The organism is Pseudomonas sp. S11P7, assembly GCF_023195435.1.
Classification (GTDB): Bacteria; Pseudomonadota; Gammaproteobacteria; order Pseudomonadales; family Pseudomonadaceae; genus Aquipseudomonas; species Aquipseudomonas fluorescens_G.
Genome location: NZ_JALPKS020000002.1, coordinates 6,153,354 through 6,170,225 on the forward strand (window position 1 = coordinate 6,153,354; position 16,872 = coordinate 6,170,225).

Annotated in this window: 14 protein-coding genes; 12 read left to right on the top strand and 2 right to left on the bottom strand. The window is 60.3% G+C overall.

The window, feature by feature from the left end; all coding sequences use genetic code 11:
- The first annotated feature begins 86 nt into the window (after positions 1–86).
- The 6 genes from bioB to M0746_RS28165 all read left to right on the top strand — a co-directional run bounded on the left by bioB (position 87) and on the right by M0746_RS28165 (position 5,091).
- Positions 87–1,142, top strand: a complete 1,056-nt coding sequence (bioB, locus tag M0746_RS28140; RefSeq protein ID WP_258451354.1) for a biotin synthase BioB — start codon at positions 87–89, stop codon at positions 1,140–1,142.
- 162 nt (positions 1,143–1,304) lie between these two features.
- Entirely contained in the window at positions 1,305–2,483 is a 1,179-nt protein-coding gene (bioF, locus tag M0746_RS28145) for an 8-amino-7-oxononanoate synthase (RefSeq protein ID WP_258451355.1), read from the top strand.
- On the top strand, positions 2,476–3,207 hold the full coding sequence (locus M0746_RS28150; RefSeq protein ID WP_258451356.1) for an alpha/beta fold hydrolase: 732 nt from the start codon (positions 2,476–2,478) through the stop codon (positions 3,205–3,207). Before bioF ends, M0746_RS28150 begins: the two co-directional genes overlap by 8 nt.
- Positions 3,200–4,009 carry a malonyl-ACP O-methyltransferase BioC gene (gene bioC / locus M0746_RS28155; protein WP_258451357.1) on the top strand — a complete coding sequence of 270 codons (810 nt, stop codon included), beginning with the start codon at positions 3,200–3,202 and terminating at the stop codon, positions 4,007–4,009. Before M0746_RS28150 ends, bioC begins: the two co-directional genes overlap by 8 nt.
- Positions 4,006–4,686 carry a dethiobiotin synthase gene (bioD, locus tag M0746_RS28160; RefSeq protein ID WP_258451358.1) on the top strand — a complete coding sequence of 227 codons (681 nt, stop codon included), beginning with the start codon at positions 4,006–4,008 and terminating at the stop codon, positions 4,684–4,686. Before bioC ends, bioD begins: the two co-directional genes overlap by 4 nt.
- Before the next feature lie 108 nt (positions 4,687–4,794).
- The gene (locus M0746_RS28165) at positions 4,795–5,091 is read left to right on the top strand and encodes a pyrroloquinoline quinone biosynthesis protein PqqE (RefSeq protein WP_208939508.1); all 297 of its coding nucleotides are present in this window, start codon (positions 4,795–4,797) and stop codon (positions 5,089–5,091) included.
- A gap of 87 nt (positions 5,092–5,178) precedes the next feature.
- Here M0746_RS28165 and M0746_RS28170 read toward each other — a convergent pair whose 3' ends face one another.
- Positions 5,179–6,426 carry a hypothetical protein gene (locus M0746_RS28170; protein ID WP_258451359.1) on the bottom strand — a complete coding sequence of 416 codons (1,248 nt, stop codon included), beginning with the start codon at positions 6,424–6,426 and terminating at the stop codon, positions 5,179–5,181.
- A gap of 311 nt (positions 6,427–6,737) precedes the next feature.
- On the opposite strand from M0746_RS28170, the gene M0746_RS28175 reads away from it, so the two are divergent.
- The 4 genes from M0746_RS28175 to M0746_RS28190 all read left to right on the top strand — a co-directional run bounded on the left by M0746_RS28175 (position 6,738) and on the right by M0746_RS28190 (position 13,870).
- Positions 6,738–8,543 (top strand): phenylacyl-CoA dehydrogenase, encoded by a 1,806-nt coding sequence (locus M0746_RS28175; RefSeq protein ID WP_258451360.1) that lies wholly within the window; start codon positions 6,738–6,740, stop codon positions 8,541–8,543.
- A gap of 190 nt (positions 8,544–8,733) precedes the next feature.
- Positions 8,734–10,023, top strand: a complete 1,290-nt coding sequence (locus M0746_RS28180) for a GGDEF domain-containing protein (RefSeq protein ID WP_208939511.1) — start codon at positions 8,734–8,736, stop codon at positions 10,021–10,023.
- A gap of 90 nt (positions 10,024–10,113) precedes the next feature.
- A complete protein-coding gene (locus M0746_RS28185; RefSeq protein ID WP_258451361.1) occupies positions 10,114–11,910 on the top strand; it encodes an acyl-CoA dehydrogenase C-terminal domain-containing protein in 1,797 nt (598 codons plus the stop codon).
- 181 nt (positions 11,911–12,091) lie between these two features.
- Positions 12,092–13,870, top strand: a complete 1,779-nt coding sequence (locus M0746_RS28190; RefSeq protein WP_258451362.1) for an acyl-CoA dehydrogenase C-terminal domain-containing protein — start codon at positions 12,092–12,094, stop codon at positions 13,868–13,870.
- A 227-nt stretch (positions 13,871–14,097) separates the two neighbouring features.
- Here the strand turns inward: M0746_RS28190 and M0746_RS28195 are convergent, their stop codons facing one another.
- Positions 14,098–15,012, bottom strand: a complete 915-nt coding sequence (locus tag M0746_RS28195) for a LysR family transcriptional regulator (protein ID WP_258451363.1) — start codon at positions 15,010–15,012, stop codon at positions 14,098–14,100.
- A gap of 169 nt (positions 15,013–15,181) precedes the next feature.
- On the opposite strand from M0746_RS28195, the gene M0746_RS28200 reads away from it, so the two are divergent.
- Positions 15,182–16,465: an aspartate aminotransferase family protein gene (locus M0746_RS28200; RefSeq protein WP_258451364.1), complete on the top strand. Its 1,284-nt coding sequence runs from the start codon at positions 15,182–15,184 to the stop codon at positions 16,463–16,465.
- 195 nt (positions 16,466–16,660) lie between these two features.
- On the top strand, positions 16,661–16,819 hold the full coding sequence (locus tag M0746_RS28205) for a YqaE/Pmp3 family membrane protein (RefSeq protein ID WP_003228885.1): 159 nt from the start codon (positions 16,661–16,663) through the stop codon (positions 16,817–16,819).
- Positions 16,820–16,872: the final 53 nt, after the last annotated feature.

The window sequence follows — 16,872 nt, forward strand, 5'->3', positions numbered from 1 at the left end:
CTTCCTTAAATATGCCGAACATCCGTGTAGCGCCTGTGGGTATTCCATTTCCCTGGCGCCAGCCAAGCATAACCAAGGAATTGCCCATGAGCGCGAGCACCACCGCCACCCTGCGTCACGACTGGTCTCTGGCCGAAGTCAAAGCACTCTTCGTACAGCCATTCAACGACTTGCTGTTCCAGGCGCAAACGGTGCACCGCGCGCATTTCAACGCCAACCGCGTTCAGGTCTCGACGCTGCTGTCGATCAAGACTGGCGCCTGCCCGGAAGACTGCAAGTACTGCCCGCAGTCCGGTCACTACAACACCGGTCTTGAAAAAGAAAAGCTGATGGAAGTGCAGAAAGTCCTCGAAGAGGCGGCGCGCGCCAAAGCCATCGGTTCGACGCGCTTCTGCATGGGCGCCGCCTGGAAGCATCCTTCGGCCAAGGACATGCCCTACGTGCTGAAAATGGTCGAAGGCGTCAAAGCCATGGGCCTGGAAACCTGCATGACCTTGGGGCGGCTCGACCAGAAGCAGACCGAAGCGCTGGCCAAGGCCGGTCTCGACTACTACAACCACAACCTCGACACCTCGCCGGAGTTCTACGGCAGCATCATCACCACGCGCACTTACAGCGAGCGTCTGCAGACGCTGGCTTATGTGCGTGAGTCGGGCATGAAAATTTGCTCCGGCGGCATTCTCGGCATGGGCGAGTCGCTGGATGACCGCGCCAATCTGCTGATTCAACTGGCCAACCTGCCGGAGCACCCGGAATCGGTACCGATCAACATGCTGGTCAAGGTCGCCGGCACGCCGCTGGAAAATGCTGAAGATATCGATCCGTTCGACTTCATCCGCATGCTCGCCGTGGCGCGCATCCTCATGCCGCAGTCTCACGTACGCCTGTCCGCCGGCCGCGAAGCGATGAACGAGCAGATGCAGGCGCTGGCGTTTTTCGCCGGTGCCAACTCGATTTTCTACGGCGACAAGTTGCTCACCACCGCCAACCCGCAGGCGGACAAGGACATGCAGTTGTTCGCACGTTTGGGTATCCAGCCAGAAGCGCGCGAAGAGCATGCCGATGAAGTGCATCAGGCGGCGATCGAACAGGCGCTGGTGGAGCAGAAGAGCAGCGAGCAGTTCTATAACGCTGCCGTCTGATTGTTTGAAGCGATGCAAGCACCTGTGGGAGCTGGCTTGCCAGCGATAGCGGACTGACTGTCGACATGGATGTTGAATCTGCTGTCCTCATCGCTGGCAAGCCAGCTCCCACAGGTGCTGTGTCTATCTGGATTCATGTGTTTGGATTTTTTCGAGGCCTGCATGTCTTTCGATCTCGCCGCACGCCTTGCCGCCCGCCGTGCCGACAACCTCTACCGCCAGCGCCCGCTGCTTGAATCCCCGCAGGGGCCGCAAGTGGTGGTCGACGGCAAACCGTTGCTGGCCTTCTGCAACAACGATTACCTGGGTCTGGCCAATCATCCGCAGGTGATCGAAGCCTGGCGCGCCGGGGCCGAGCGCTGGGGCGTCGGCGGTGGCGCCTCGCATCTGGTGATCGGCCACAGTGGCCCGCATCACGCGCTCGAAGAAGCGCTGGCGGACCTGACCGACCGGCCGCGTGCGCTGTTGTTCACCACCGGTTACATGGCCAATCTTGGCGCAGTCACAGCGCTGGTCGGGCAGGGCGATACAGTGCTCGAAGACCGGCTCAATCATGCTTCGCTGCTGGATGCCGGTCTGCTGTCAGGAGCACGGTTCAATCGCTATCTGCATAACGACGCGCAGAGCTTGGCCAAGCGTCTCGAGAAAGCCACCGGCAATACGCTGGTGGTCACCGACGGCGTGTTCAGCATGGACGGCGATATCGCCGATCTGCCGGCACTGGCCCGTGAAGCCAAGGCCAAGGGTGCCTGGTTGATGGTCGACGATGCCCACGGTTTCGGTCCGCTCGGCGCGACGGGCGCGGGCATCGTCGAACATTTCGGCCTGAGCCAGGAAGACGTCCCCGTTCTGGTCGGCACCCTCGGCAAGGCATTCGGTACAGCGGGCGCATTTGTCGCCGGCAGCGAAGAGCTGATCGAGAGCCTGATCCAGTTCGCCCGCCCGTACATCTACACCACCAGCCAGCCACCGGCGCTGGCCTGCGCGACGCTGAAAAGCCTTGAACTGCTGCGCAGCGAACACTGGCGTCGCGAGCATCTGCAGACGTTGATCCGTCAGTTCCGCCACGGTGCCGAGCAGATCGGCCTGCAATTGATGGACAGCTTTACCCCGATCCAGCCGATCCTGATCGGCGATGCCGGACGCGCGGTGCGCCTGTCGCAGATGCTGCGCGAGCGCGGGTTGATGGTCACGGCGATCCGCCCGCCGACCGTGCCCGCCGGCAGCGCGCGGCTGCGCGTGACCCTGACCGCCGCCCACAGCGAGGCGCAGGTGCAGCTATTGTTAGAGGGACTGGCCGATTGCTTTGCTCGGCTTTCGTCGGAGCCAAACCATGCGTGATCGTCTGATTCTGTTGCCTGGCTGGGGCCTTGGCATCTCGCCAATGGAACCTTTGGCGGCCGCATTGCAAGGGCTGGACGAGCATCTGACGGTCAGCATCGAGCCGTTGCCGGAGCTGGATTCCAGTGACCCGCAGGACTGGCTCGATGAACTCGATGAACGTATCCCTCAAGACGTCTGGCTCGGCGGCTGGTCGCTGGGCGGCATGCTCGCCGCCGAACTGGCGGCGCGCCGTGGCGAGCATTGCTGCGGTGTGCTGACCCTGGCGAGCAATCCCTGTTTCGTTGCTCATGAGCAGTGGCCGCATGCGATGCCGGCCGAGACGTTCGATGCGTTTCTGGCCGGTTGCCAGGCCGACCCGCGCGCGACGCTCAAGCGTTTTTCGCTGCTGTGTGCCCAGGGTGCGCAAGATCCGCGCGGCTTATCCCGATTGCTGCTCGGCGCGGCACCGAACACCTCGCGCGCAGTACTGATGGCCGGTCTGGAATTGCTCGCGCAGATGGATATCCGCGCGGCGCTGCAAGCGTTTCGCGGTCCGCAGTTGCACCTGTTCGCCGGCCAGGACGGTCTGGTGCCGGCGGAAGCTGCCGGGGCCTTGTTTGCGCTGTTGCCGGATATCGAAATTGGCCTGATCGAACAGGCCAGCCATGCGTTTCTTCTGGAGGACCCCCACGGACTGGCGGGCGCAATCCAGGCTTTTCTACACGAGTGCGCTGATGACTGATTTGTCTCTTGTGCTGCCCGGCGGCTTGCCCGACAAGCGTCAGGTTGCCGCGTCTTTTTCCCGCGCGGCGGCCAGTTATGACAGCGTCGCCGAGCTGCAACGTGATGTCGGTACACAGTTGCTGGCGCGCTTGCCGCTGGATTTCGTCCCCGCTCGTTGGCTGGATCTGGGCTGTGGCACCGGCTATTTCACTCGCGCGCTGGGCTCACGCTTTACCGAAGGCCAAGGGCTGGCGCTGGATATTGCGCAAGGCATGCTCAACCACGCGCGGCCGCTGGGCGGCGCCGAGCATTTCATTGCCGGCGATGCGGAGCGCCTGCCGTTGCAGGATGCGACCTGTGAGCTGATCTTCTCCAGCCTCGCGGTGCAGTGGTGTGCGGATTTCGAGGCGGTGCTCAGCGAGGCGTTTCGCGTGCTGAAACCGGGCGGGATTTTTGCATTTGCTAGTCTTTGCACAGGGACGCTGTTCGAGCTGCGCGAGAGTTGGCGACAGGTCGACGGGCTGGTGCATGTCAACCGCTTCCGCGAATTTGCTCGCTATGAGCAGGCGTGCGCGGCCAGTGGCCTGCGCACGCTGAGTCTGGCGAATCTGCCGCACGTGCTGCATTACCCGGATGTGCGCAGCCTGACCCATGAGTTGAAAGCGCTGGGCGCGCACAATCTCAATCCGGGACGGCCGGGTGGCTTGACCGGACGTGCGCGGATTCTCGCGCTGGTCGAGGCTTACGAGCGGTTCCGCAAGGCGTCGGGATTGCCAGCGACTTATCAGGTGGTCTACGCCGTGTTGGAGAAACCCGTATGAGCGCAGCCTATTTCATCACCGGCACCGACACCGATGTGGGCAAAACTACTGTAGCCGCCGGTTTGCTGCACGCGGCGCGCTCGGCGGGCTTGAGTACGGCGGCGGGCAAACCGGTGGCATCCGGGTGCGAAGTTACGCCCAAGGGTTTGCGCAACGCCGATGCGCTGGCGCTGCTGGCCGAATGTTCGCTGCCGCTGACGTATCAACAGGTCAATCCGCTGGCGTTCGAACCGGCTATCGCTCCGCATCTGGCGGCGCGCGAAGCGGGTGTGGCGTTGACCGTACAAGCGTTGCTGGCGCCGATGCGCGGGATTCTCGCGATGAACGCCGATTTCACCTTGATCGAAGGTGCCGGCGGCTGGCGGGTGCCATTGGCCGATCAGGATAATCTGTCGGATCTGGCGATCGCGCTGAAGCTGCCGGTGATTCTGGTGGTGGGTGTGCGGTTGGGTTGCATCAGCCATGCCTTGCTCACGGCCGAGGCGATAGCCCGCGATGGTCTGCAACTGGCCGGGTGGGTGGCGAATATCATCGATCCGAAGACCTCGCGGCTGGAAGAGAATCTGGCGACACTGGCTGAGCGGATCCCGGCGCCGTGCCTGGGCCACGTGCCGAAACTCAAGGCGCCGAGCGCCGAAGCAGTCGCCGAGCACTTGCAACTGGATCTGCTCGACTAAGCTTTTGTCTATGGGCAGGCACTGTGCCATTAGTGTTTTTGACGGGTGTTTTTCTGGCGGCTCTGCTTCAATGGCGCCTATTGATCCTTTCCAAGGATGAGAACCGTTATGGAAATCTCCGGCAGTACCGCTTTTTACGCAGGCCTGAGCTCGATTCAGAGCGGGCAGAACCGCATCGATCAGGCCGCTAGCCAGATCGCCAACAACACCATCGAACGTTCGGTGACCAGCCAGTCGTCCGAAGTGCAGGTTGATCGTCTGCGCGGGGTGGATCGTGCCCAGCAATCGGATCTGGCCAGCAATATGGTCGAGATGGCCCAGGGCAAGATCCAGGCAGAGCTGGGCGTGAAGGTGGCCAAGGCTTCCGACGAAGTGCTCGGGACGATCATCGACACCTTCGCCTGATCGATAAAAGCACTCGGTTACGATCGCCACTTGCCTGCGCTCTTGACTTCAGTTAACCGAGCGCACGAACTGGCAAAGTCGTTGAGATCAGTTACCCACCCGTCCCCAGACCCTAGGGTAACGAGCACCCGTGAAGGACGCTCCACTGCTGCCCGCAATGACCACACGCCCTGACGGCTGGATTGTTACATCGCTGCAGTCGCCGATACTGTTCCCCTTCCAGAAATTCTCAAGCTCACCCGTCTCGCTGATTCGCTCGTAACACTGCATGACGGTCCCGGCCACCAGGCTTCTGCCTACGGCTACGATTTTTCCGTCGGGCTGCAAGGCAAGCGCATTCAAGGTCAGATCGTTCAAGGGCCGCGAGACGAGTAACGGCGTGCCTGCATGGAAATCAGCATCAACAGTGCCATCAACATTCAGTCTTGCGAGCAATCCGCTTTCGCGTCCGTCTGCTGCTGGCGAATAACCTGCAATGAGAATCTTGTCGTCGCTCTGTATGACCAGTCGATTGACAAGGTCAGCAAAATCCAGCGCCTTCGCTTTGGGGCTCGACTCGTCAGGAACAACGATGTCGGCATACCCCGCACGCCCGAACGTATTATCGAGAACGCCCGTTGGCGTGTAGCGTGCCACCGTGCGGGTTCTTTTTGATTTACCGGAGTATGTCCAGCTTCCCGCGACAATGATCTTTCCGTCGTGCTGGATTTGCACATCGGTTACATAGCTCGGCTGATCGTGGAGCATGATATTGATGAACCCGCCATCGGAGCCGAACGTTTCGTCAGGCTCACCGTTGCCCATCAGGCAATACACCCTGCTCAGCGGCACTTCCAGGGGCCCGGATTTATGGCACGCGCAAACAAGAATCTTGTTTCCGTGCTTCAGGCAACCATCTACAAATTTGTAATTGAGCCGTGGAGTTACGGTGTTATCGGGAACAGGGAGGACTCTGCGACCGAACACCAGGTCAGGACTGCCATTTGAATTGAATCGCGTTACAGCGGCTCTTTCGATCCCGTTTTTTAGAGACCTGCCGATCAAGACGATTTTGTTGTCTTCCTGCAATAACACGCGAGTAGGCGTGGAAACATCTCCGTCTTCGAAATTCCAGTGTGTTTCCTTGAAGTCGCCATCTTTTTCGCCATCGACACCGTAGCGTGAAAGCACAAAACCGTTGTTTTCCTGTAAGGCTAGAAGGAGCCGGGCTTCGGAGTCAGATGTGATCGCATTGGCAGTACCTCTCTGCTCGATCTCTATCTGCCCTGCGGTGGCGAATGTTTTATCCAGTTCACCGGGTGAATCTTCAAGGCGCGGTCCATTTTTTAACGGCATGTTTTCTCTCCCTTAGCGGCCCGGCTTCAGCCACCCCGGCTAAAGTGAATACGGGCAAGGTCAGTTAAGCCACTGTCGAGAGAATAAACACCTGTCATAACTGACAGTTCTGGGCCCTTTGCAGGCCAAATCAGTAGCTTTGCGAGCCAGATTCGTTAGCTGCAGTGCGACTTTGTAATGAATGACGAACGGCAAAAGATCGCCGCTTGACAAGATTTCGGCGTAAACGTATGTTTCAAACAACTGTTTGACCGTCACAACAAATCAACGCGGTCGTTCATTCCCGGTTACATCAGCAGAGGTTTATCGCTATGCCTGACTACAAGGCCCCCTTGCGTGATATTCGCTTCGTTCGTGACGAACTGCTCGGCTACGAAGCGCACTATCAGAGCCTTCCGGCTTGCGCAGACGCAACTCCGGACATGGTTGACGCCATTCTCGAAGAAGGCGCCAAGTTTTGTGAGCAGGTACTGGCACCGCTGAACCGTGTGGGCGACCTGGAAGGCTGCACCTGGAGCGAGTCCGGCGTGAAAACCCCGACCGGCTTCAAAGAGGCTTACAAGCAATTCGTCGAAGGCGGCTGGCCGAGCCTGGCGCACGACGTGGCGCATGGCGGTCAAGGCCTGCCGGAGTCGCTGGGTCTGGCGGTGAGCGAAATGGTTGGCGAGGCCAACTGGTCGTGGGGCATGTACCCGGGCCTGTCGCACGGCGCGATGAACACCATCTCCGAGCATGGCACGCCTGAGCAGCAGGAAGCCTATCTGACCAAACTGGTGTCCGGCGAATGGACCGGCACCATGTGCCTGACCGAGCCGCACTGCGGCACCGACCTGGGCATGCTGCGCACCAAGGCCGAACCTCAGGCCGATGGTTCCTACAAAGTCTCCGGCACCAAGATCTTCATCTCGGCCGGTGAACACGACATGGCCGACAACATCGTCCACATCGTACTGGCCCGCCTGCCGGATGCACCGGCTGGTACCAAAGGTATCTCGCTGTTCATCGTTCCCAAGTTCATGCCGAATGCTGACGGCACCGTCGGCGCACGCAACGCAGTCACCTGCGGTTCGCTGGAACACAAGATGGGCATCCACGGCAACGCCACCTGTGTAATGAACTTCGACGGCGCTACCGGTTTCCTGATCGGCCCGGCGAACAAAGGCCTGAACTGCATGTTCACCTTCATGAACACCGCACGTCTGGGCACCGCACTGCAAGGTCTGGCCCACGCCGAAATCGGTTTCCAGGGCGGCCTGAAATACGCTCGCGATCGCCTGCAAATGCGTTCCCTGACTGGCCCGAAAGCGCCGGACAAAGCCGCAGACCCGATCATCGTCCACCCTGACGTACGCCGCATGCTGTTGACCATGAAAGCCTTCGCCGAAGGCAACCGTGCAATGGTGTACTTCACCGCGAAACAGGTCGACATCGTCAAATATGGCGTCGATGAAGAAGAGAAAAAGAAAGCTGATGCGCTGCTGGCGTTCATGACGCCGATTGCCAAAGCCTTTATGACCGAAGTCGGCTTCGAAGCCGCCAACCACGGCGTGCAGATCTACGGCGGTCACGGTTTCATCGCCGAGTGGGGCATGGAGCAGAACGTTCGCGACAGCCGCATTTCGATGCTGTACGAAGGCACCACCGGTATCCAGGCGCTCGACCTGCTGGGCCGTAAAGTGCTGATGACCCAAGGCGAAGCCCTCAAGGGTTTCACCAAGATCGTGCACAAGTTCTGCCAGAGCAACGAAGGCAACGAAGCCGTCAAAGAGTTCGTCGCACCGTTGGCTGCACTGAACAAGGAATGGAGCGAGCTGACCATGAAGGTCGGTATGGCCGCCATGAAAGATCGCGAAGAAGTCGGCGCGGCCTCCGTGGATTACCTGATGTATTCCGGTTATGCCTGCCTGGCGTACTTCTGGGCCGACATGGCACGCCTGGCTGCCGAGAAGCTGGCAGAAGGCACTGGCGACGCGGCGTTCTACACCGCCAAGCTGCAAACCGCGCGCTTCTACTTCCAGCGCATCCTGCCGCGCACCCGCACGCACGTGGCCACCATGCTGTCGGGCGCGAACAACCTGATGGACATGAAAGAAGAAGACTTCGCGCTGGGCTACTGAGGCCTGCCGCTGTCCGCTGAAACCGCTGCCCTGTGAGGGGTAGCGGTTTTTTTATTGCCGATTCGCTCAGATAGTCAGGGCTTCTGCCGTTACAGAGACAGCATGTGATCTGGATCACATTGTGAGTGCTTAAACCGCACATTGCAGGCACAATGCTATCTCTTTGCCATGACGGGTCGGAGCTTTACCCTTGCCGCGTTCTTCCGCTGTACGTTTCAGTCATTTCCTTCCCTCACTGCTATTGTTGCTGGCGGGGTTGGCGGCTGCGTACGTCAAAGACCTGAGTGTGTTCTTTACCTCCTTGTTCAACGTGTTGCCGACCCTGGTGCTGCTGTTGGGCGGCGCCTATTGCGCGGTTTACCGACGTCAGCGTGAACTGTTTCTGATGCTCACGGTGTACATCGCCTACTTCTTGCTCGATACCCAGACCGATTATTACCGCGACAACGGCAAGGTCCGTGAAGACGCGGCGGTGGTCTTTCATCTGGTGTGTCTGCTTTTGCCGCTGTTGTTCGGACTGTTTGCGGCGTGGCAGGAACGCACGCATCTGTTTCAGGACATGGTTGCGCGATTCGCCGTGTTGCTGGCCTTCGGCAGTGTGGCGCTGGGGCTCGAACAAAGTTACCCACAGGCGCTGCTGTTGTGGCTGTCGGAGATCCGTTGGCCGGCGCTGCACGGCGCGTGGATGAGCCTGATCCAGTTGTCCTATCCGGTATTCATCTCGGCCTTTCTGTTGCTGGCGTGGCAATACTGGCGTAACCCGCGGCCTTTGCATGCGGCGCAACTGGTCGGCTTGCTCGGCGTGTTCTGGATGCTGCCGAAAACCTTCATCCTGCCGTTCACCCTGAACATCATGTGCAGTCAGGTGATGTTGATGATTGCCGCCGCCGTTGCGCACGAGGCTTATCAGATGGCCTTTCGCGATGAGCTCACCGGTCTGCCGGGGCGTCGCGCGCTCAACGAACGCATGCAGCGTTTGGGACGCAATTATGTGTTGGCGATGAGCGACGTCGACCATTTCAAGAAATTCAACGACACCCACGGCCATGACGTCGGTGACCAGGTGTTGCGTCTGGTCGCCAGCAAGCTGTCGAAAATCAGCGGCGGCGGCAGGGCTTATCGCTATGGCGGTGAGGAATTTGCCCTGGTGTTCGCAGGCAAGACCCTCGAGGAATGCATGCCGCACCTGGAGGTGATTCGCGAGTCGATTGCGTCCTACAGCATCCAGCTGCGCAACCAGGAAAACCGCCCGCAGGACGACCAGCAAGGTCGCCAGCGCCGCGCTGGTTCAGGAGCGTCTGCGGTGTCGGTCACGGTCAGTATCGGCGTCGCCGAGCGCCTCGAGCAGCGCACACCGGAAGAAGTGCTCAAGTCCGCCGACCAGGCGTTGTACAGCGCCAAGGGCGCCGGGCGTAACTGCGTGATGGCGTTCGGGCAGAACCGTCGTGGCGCGGTACGCATGGACACCGCTGCGGGTTGAGTGATGACGGCGCATTCAGCGCCTGCACAATGATTGTCGGGTGGGGTGGCCGGCAGTAGGTTGAAGAAATCTGCTGACGGAGAAGCCACCATGCCTGAGTACAAAGCTCCCCTGCGCGACATGCGCTTTCTGATCGACCACGTCTTCGACTTCCACAGCAATTACGCTGCCCTCGGCGCCCATGACGCCAGCCCGGACATGATCAACGCGATTCTTGAAGAGGGTGCGAAATTCTGTGAGAACGTGCTCGCGCCGCTCAATCGCAGCGGTGACGAAGAGGGCTGCCATTTCGACAACGGTGTGGTGACAACGCCTACAGGCTTCAGGCAAGCCTTCGCACAATACGTTGAGGGTGGCTGGCACGGCCTGGCCGCAGATCCGACCTACGGCGGCCAGGGCCTGCCGAGTTCGCTGGGGCTGGTCATCAGCGAGATGGTCGGCTCCAGCAACACGTCCTGGGGCATGTACCCGGGCCTGACCCACGGCGCGATGTCGGCGATCCATGCCCACGGCAGCAGCGAACAGAAAAACACTTACCTGAGCAAACTCACCGCCGGGCAATGGACCGGCACCATGTGCCTGACCGAAGCGCATTGCGGCACCGATCTGGGCATCATCAAAACCCGCGCCGTGCCGCAGGCCGACGGCAGCTACGCGATCACCGGCAGCAAGATTTTCATCTCCGCCGGCGAGCACGACATGAGCGACAACATCATTCATCTCGTCCTGGCCAAACTGCCGGACGCGCCGGCCGGGACCAAGGGCATCTCGCTGTTCATCGTGCCGAAGTTCCTGCCCGATGCGGCAGGCGAAGCGGGCGAGCGCAACGGCGTTTCCTGTGGTTCGATCGAACACAAGATGGGCATCAAGGCCTCGGCCACCTGCGTGTTGAATTTCGATGGCGCCAAGGGCTATTTGATCGGCGAGCCGAACAAGGGCCTGAACTGCATGTTCACCATGATGAACCACGCACGTCTCGGCACCGGCATGCAGGGTTTGTGTCTGGGCGAGGCGAGCTTTCAAGGCGCGATCAAGTACGCCAACGACCGCTTGCAGATGCGCTCGCTGACCGGCGCCAAAGCGCCGGACAAAGCCGCCGATCCGATCATCGTTCACCCGGACGTGCGGCGCATGCTGCTGACCATGAAAGCCTTTAACGAAGGCAATCGCGCATTGACCTATTTCACCGCCCAGCTACTCGATAACGCCCATCTGAGCAGCGATGCCGAGGCGCGTCAGGAAGCCGAAGACCTGTTGGCGTTTCTCACGCCGATCTGCAAAGCGTTCATGACCGACACCGGGCTGGAAGTGACCAACCACGGTATGCAGGTGTTCGGTGGCCACGGTTTCATTCGTGAGTGGGGCATGGAGCAACTGGTGCGTGACTGCCGCATCGCGCCGATCTATGAGGGCACCAACGGCATTCAGGCGCTGGATCTGCTCGGGCGCAAGGTGCTCGGCAGCCAGGGCAAGTTGCTGCGTGGCTTCACCAAAATCGTCCATAAATTCTGTGCCGCCAACGCTGAGCATGCGCAGTTGGGCGCTTTCGTTGTGCAGCTCAACGAGCTGAATCAACAGTGGGGCGATCTGACCATGAAGGTCGGCATGGCCGCGATGAAGAATCCCGACGAAGTCGGCGCGGCCTCGGTCGATTATCTGATGTACAGCGGCTACATCATCCTCGGCTATCTGTGGCTGCGCATGGCCCTGGTGGCGCAGGCGCAATTGGACGCGGGCACAGGCGAGGCGGATTTCCTGCGCGGCAAACTGGCGACGGCCGAGTTTTACTTCAAGCGTCTGCTGCCACGCACCGCTGCACATCGCGCGGCGATCGAGGCGGGCAGTGATTGTCTGATGAAATTGCCGGCGGAGCTGTTCGCGCTCTAAGGGTTTGCGGCAAAAAAGAGCCCGCTGATTGCGGGCTTCTTTTTGGGAATCCGCCGATGACTAAAAATAACAAATCAGTCATGGCCTGACCCTATGTGTCGCAAAAGTTGTTGAGGTACACTCGGGCTCACAGAAAACATCATTCCACGAATCACCTATTCCAGATCCTGCGAGGTTTGCCATGGCCGACTACAAAGCGCCGCTGCGCGATATGCGCTTCGTCCTCAATGAAGTGTTCGAAGTCGCCAAACTCTGGGCCGAACTGCCGGCGCTGGCCGAGACCGTCGACGCCGAAACCGTTGAAGCGATTCTCGAAGAAGCCGGCAAAGTCACCAGCAAAAGCATCGCGCCACTGAGCCGCGCCGCTGACGAAGAAGGCTGCCACTGGGCGGACGGTGCCGTGACCACGCCCGCCGGTTTCCCCGAGGCTTACCAGACCTATGCTGAAGGCGGTTGGGTCGGCGTCGGCGGTGATCCGGCCTATGGCGGCATGGGCATGCCCAAGGCCGTATCGGCTCAGGTCGAAGAAATGGTCAACTCCGCCAGCCTGGCGTTCGGTCTGTATCCGATGCTGACCGCCGGCGCCTGCCTGTCGATCAACGCCCACGCCAGCGAAGAGCTGAAAGCGGCGTATCTGCCGAACATGTACGCGGGGATTTGGGCCGGCTCCATGTGCCTGACCGAGCCGCACGCCGGCACCGATCTGGGAATTATTCGCACCAAGGCCGAGCCACAGGCCGACGGTTCCTACAAGGTCAGCGGCACCAAGATCTTCATTACTGGCGGCGAACACGACCTCACCGAGAACATCATCCATCTGGTGCTGGCCAAGCTGCCGGACGCCCCGGCGGGTCCGAAGGGCATTTCCCTGTTCCTGGTGCCGAAGTTCATGGTCAATGCCGATGGCAGCCTCGGCGCGCGCAACCCGGCCAACTGCGGTTCGATCGAACACAAGATGGGCATTCAGGCGTCCGCGACCTGTGTGATGAACTTCGACGAAGCCGTGGGTTATCTGGTCGGCGAGCCGAACAAAGGCCTCGCCGCGATGTTCACCATGATGAATTACGAGCGTCTGGGCGTGGGTATTCAGGGTTTGGCGACCGGCGAGCGGTCCTATCAGAACGCGGTTGAGTACGCCCGCGATCGCCTGCAAAGCCGTTCGCCGACCGGTGCGCAGAACAAGGACAAGGTCGCCGATCCGATCATCGTTCACCCGGACGTGCGGCGCATGCTGCTGACCATGAAAGCCTCGAACGAAGGTGGCCGGGCGTTCTCCACGTATGTGGCGATGCAACTCGACACCGCCAAGTTCAGCGAAGACCCGGCGACGCGCAAACGTGCGGAAGATCTGGTCGCACTGCTGACGCCGGTGGCCAAGGCGTTCCTCACCGATCTGGGCCTGGAAACCACGGTGCACGGCCAGCAGATCTTCGGCGGCCACGGCTACATCCGCGAGTGGGGCCAGGAGCAACTGGTGCGTGACGTGCGCATCACGCAGATCTACGAAGGCACCAACGGCATTCAGGCGCTGGACCTGGTCGGGCGCAAGATCGTCGGCAGCGGCGGTGCGTTTTATCAGTTGTTCGCCGATGAGATCCGCCATTTCACCGCCACCGCGAGCGCCGATCTGGGCGAGTTCACCAAGCCGCTGAACGACGCAGTCGATACCCTGGACGAGCTGACTTCATGGCTGCTGGACCGGGCGAAAAATAATCCGAACGAAATCGGCGCAGCCTCTGTCGAATATTTGCAAGCATTCGGTTACACGGCGTATGCCTACATGTGGGCATTGATGGCCAAAGCCGCGCTGGGCAAAGAAGCGCAGGATGATTTCTACGCCAGCAAGCTGGGCACTGCACGCTTCTACTTCGCCCGTTTGCTGCCGCGTATCCACTCGTTGAGCGCGTCAGTGAAGGCCGGCAGCGAGTCGTTGTTCCTGCTGGATGCCGCGCAATTCTGATGCGATAGCGTCATGTAAGCATTCGCTTACATGACGTGCTGCTGTTCTCCCATAGTCGCCAATTGGATCCACGGCTAATCTACGTTTCATGGACGTCGCGCAGGAAGCGCAAAGCAACAACACGGACACGTAGGATTCTGCCAGGGTGGCGGAGTGAAATGGATGTCAGGGAAACAGTCTGCAAAGCCCCGCTTCGGCGGGGTTTTCTTTTGCCTGAAGAAAAGTTTTCAGGCCAGCGGATCCAGCGCCGGTTTCGCCTCGCGCTCCAGCACTTCCTCAAGCAAACCGCGCAGCAGCGCCAATGACGCCTGCTGGCGTTGCACATCGCGACACACCAGGCCGACCTTCAGCGGCACTCGCGGTTCGCTCAGCGGCTTCCACAGCAGATCCTCATCGTCGTACTGCCGCTGTGATTGCCCTGGCAGCACCGTCGCCAATCGGGTATGCGGCAGGCTGTCGAGAATTCCCACCATATTGTTCAGCTCTGCCTGTACCTGCGGGCGCCGACCGAGGCTGGCCAGTTGCGCCTGCCAGATCTGGCGGATCTGGAACTCCTCACCCAGCAGCAACATCGGCAGTTCGGCGGCCTGGCGCATCGAGACTTTCTTGAATTCGCGCAACGGATGGTCCGCCGGAATCACCAGTGTCAGTTCATCCTCATAGAGCATGACGCCGTGCAGACCCGGTTGGCGCGGGGGCAGATAGCTGATGCCGATGTCCAGCGAACCATTGAGCAAACGCCGTTCGATTTCCAGTCCCGTCAGCTCGTAGATCTGCACCACCAGATGCGGTTGCGCCTTGCGCACCCGCTCAAGCATCTGCGGTACCAGGCTGGTGTGCACCGTTTGCAGCACGCCGATCGCCAGCGTACGCAAAGCCTGACCCTTGAAATTGCCCAGCGCCTCGCGCGCCCGTTGCAAACCGTCAAGCAACGGCAGCGCGTGATTGTACAAAGTGTGCGCGGCAAGCGTCGGCAGCAGGCGCTTGCTGCTGCGCTCGAACAAGGTGACGTCGAGGTTCTGTTCGAGCTGACGGATCTGTTGCGACAGCGCCGGTTGCGAGATCGACAGCCGTTCGGCAGCACGGCCGACATGTCCCTCTTCGTAGACCGCGACGAAATAACGCAGTTGTTTGAAATCCATAAGTAACGCTTATCGAAATGGCTGATAAATCGAAATGGCCCGAAGCCTTCGGTGAACCTAGTCTAACCGCATTCACAGGGCTTACAGGGTCAGAAAGCGCGATGATCAGCGTTCGCTTCGACAGGGTTTGCATAGGCAGTTCAAAACACTTCGAATGGGGTGTTTTTCAATGAATCTGTTCGGTCTGCGGCGCCAGGCGCCTAATCTCGATGATCTCCTTATGGCTAACGACGCACCCGAGGCTGGCAGTGATCTCGGCGCTGAGCGTCTGATGCCCAGCGTTCAGCGTCCACAGCAAGTGTTCGTGCGCGGGCAGGGTTCATGGCTGTGGGACAGCCAGGACCGCGCCTACCTCGACTTTTCCCAGTCCGGCGGGGCCAACAGTCTCGGGCACAGTCCGTCGGCGCTGGTCAAAGCCATTGCCAACCAGGCGCAGGCGCTGATCAATCCCGGTTTCAATCTGCACAATCGCGGCATGCTCAGCCTCGCCGAACGTCTGTGTGCCAGCACCGGCAGCGATCAGGCCTATCTGCTCAACAGCGGCAGCGAAGCCTGTGAAGCGGCGATCAAACTGGCGCGCAAGTGGGGACAACTGCATCGCGGCGGTGCTTCGCGAATCATTGTTGCCAGGCAGGGCTGTCACGGCCGCAGTCTGGCGACGATCTCCGCCTCGGACAGCTGCAACCTGGCGAATCGTTTTGCGCCATTGCTGCCGGGGTTCGATCAGGTACCGTTCAACGACTTGCCGGCGCTGCATGCGGCGGTCGATGCGCAGACCGTGGCGATCATGCTCGAACCGATCCAGAGCGATGCCGGCGTGATTCCGGCCAGCGAACATTACCTCAAAGGTGTCGAACGGCTGTGCCGTGACTTGGGTATTCTGCTGATCCTCGACGAAGTGCAAACCGGCATTGGCCGCTGCGGCAACTTGCTTGCCGAACAGTCCTACGGCGTGCGCGCCGATATCATCGTGCTCGGCAAAGGCCTCGGCGGCGGTGTCCCGCTGGCAGCGCTGCTAGCCCGGGGCAAGGCCTGTTGTTTTGACGCCGGTGAGTTGGGCGGCACGCATCACGGCAACGCCTTGATGACGGCGGCGGGCCTGGTCGTACTTGAGAGCGTGCAGGACCGCAGCTTTCTCGCTCACGTCAGAGAAAACGGCCAGCATCTGCGCGAAGGCCTGGCCCGATTGGCGTACCGCTACGATCACGGCGACCTGCGCGGCCAAGGCTTGTTCTACGGACTGACCCTGTCAGACGACTGCGCCCATGCCGTGGTCCACGCCGCCCTGCATGAAGGCCTGCTGCTCAATGCGCCGCAAGCCAACTGCCTGCGCTTCACCCCCGCGCTCACCGTGAGCAAAACCAACATCGACGAAATGCTCCTGCGCCTGGGCCGCGCGTTCTCGCGAGTGCGCACGGCACAGTTGCAATGCCGCAAAGGGATTGCCGTTTGAGCTGACATTTCCCACCCGATTTCCAGAACCGTCTCGCGGTATAACGCACGCCCCACGTCTGATTGCTTTTGGCGTGGGGCGTTTTTTTTGTGGGTAGTGGCGATGAAATGGCAGAAGCACTGAACCCTGACGAACGGCGCAGGTCGATTAGCTTGTATGGCTCAAGTGAGCCAACCCCCATTCAGGAGCTGCCCCATGGACTTTATTCGCATCATCATCGCTATTCTGTTGCCGCCACTGGGTGTCTTTCTGCAGGTCGGGTTCGGCGGGGCGTTCTGGTTGAACATTCTGCTGACGCTGTGCGGGTACATTCCGGGGATTGTGCATGCGGTGTATATCATCGCCAAGCGCTGAGTCCGGCGTCAGTCGATAGCCCGCCATCGCCAGCGGGCTAGCCCCCACAGAGG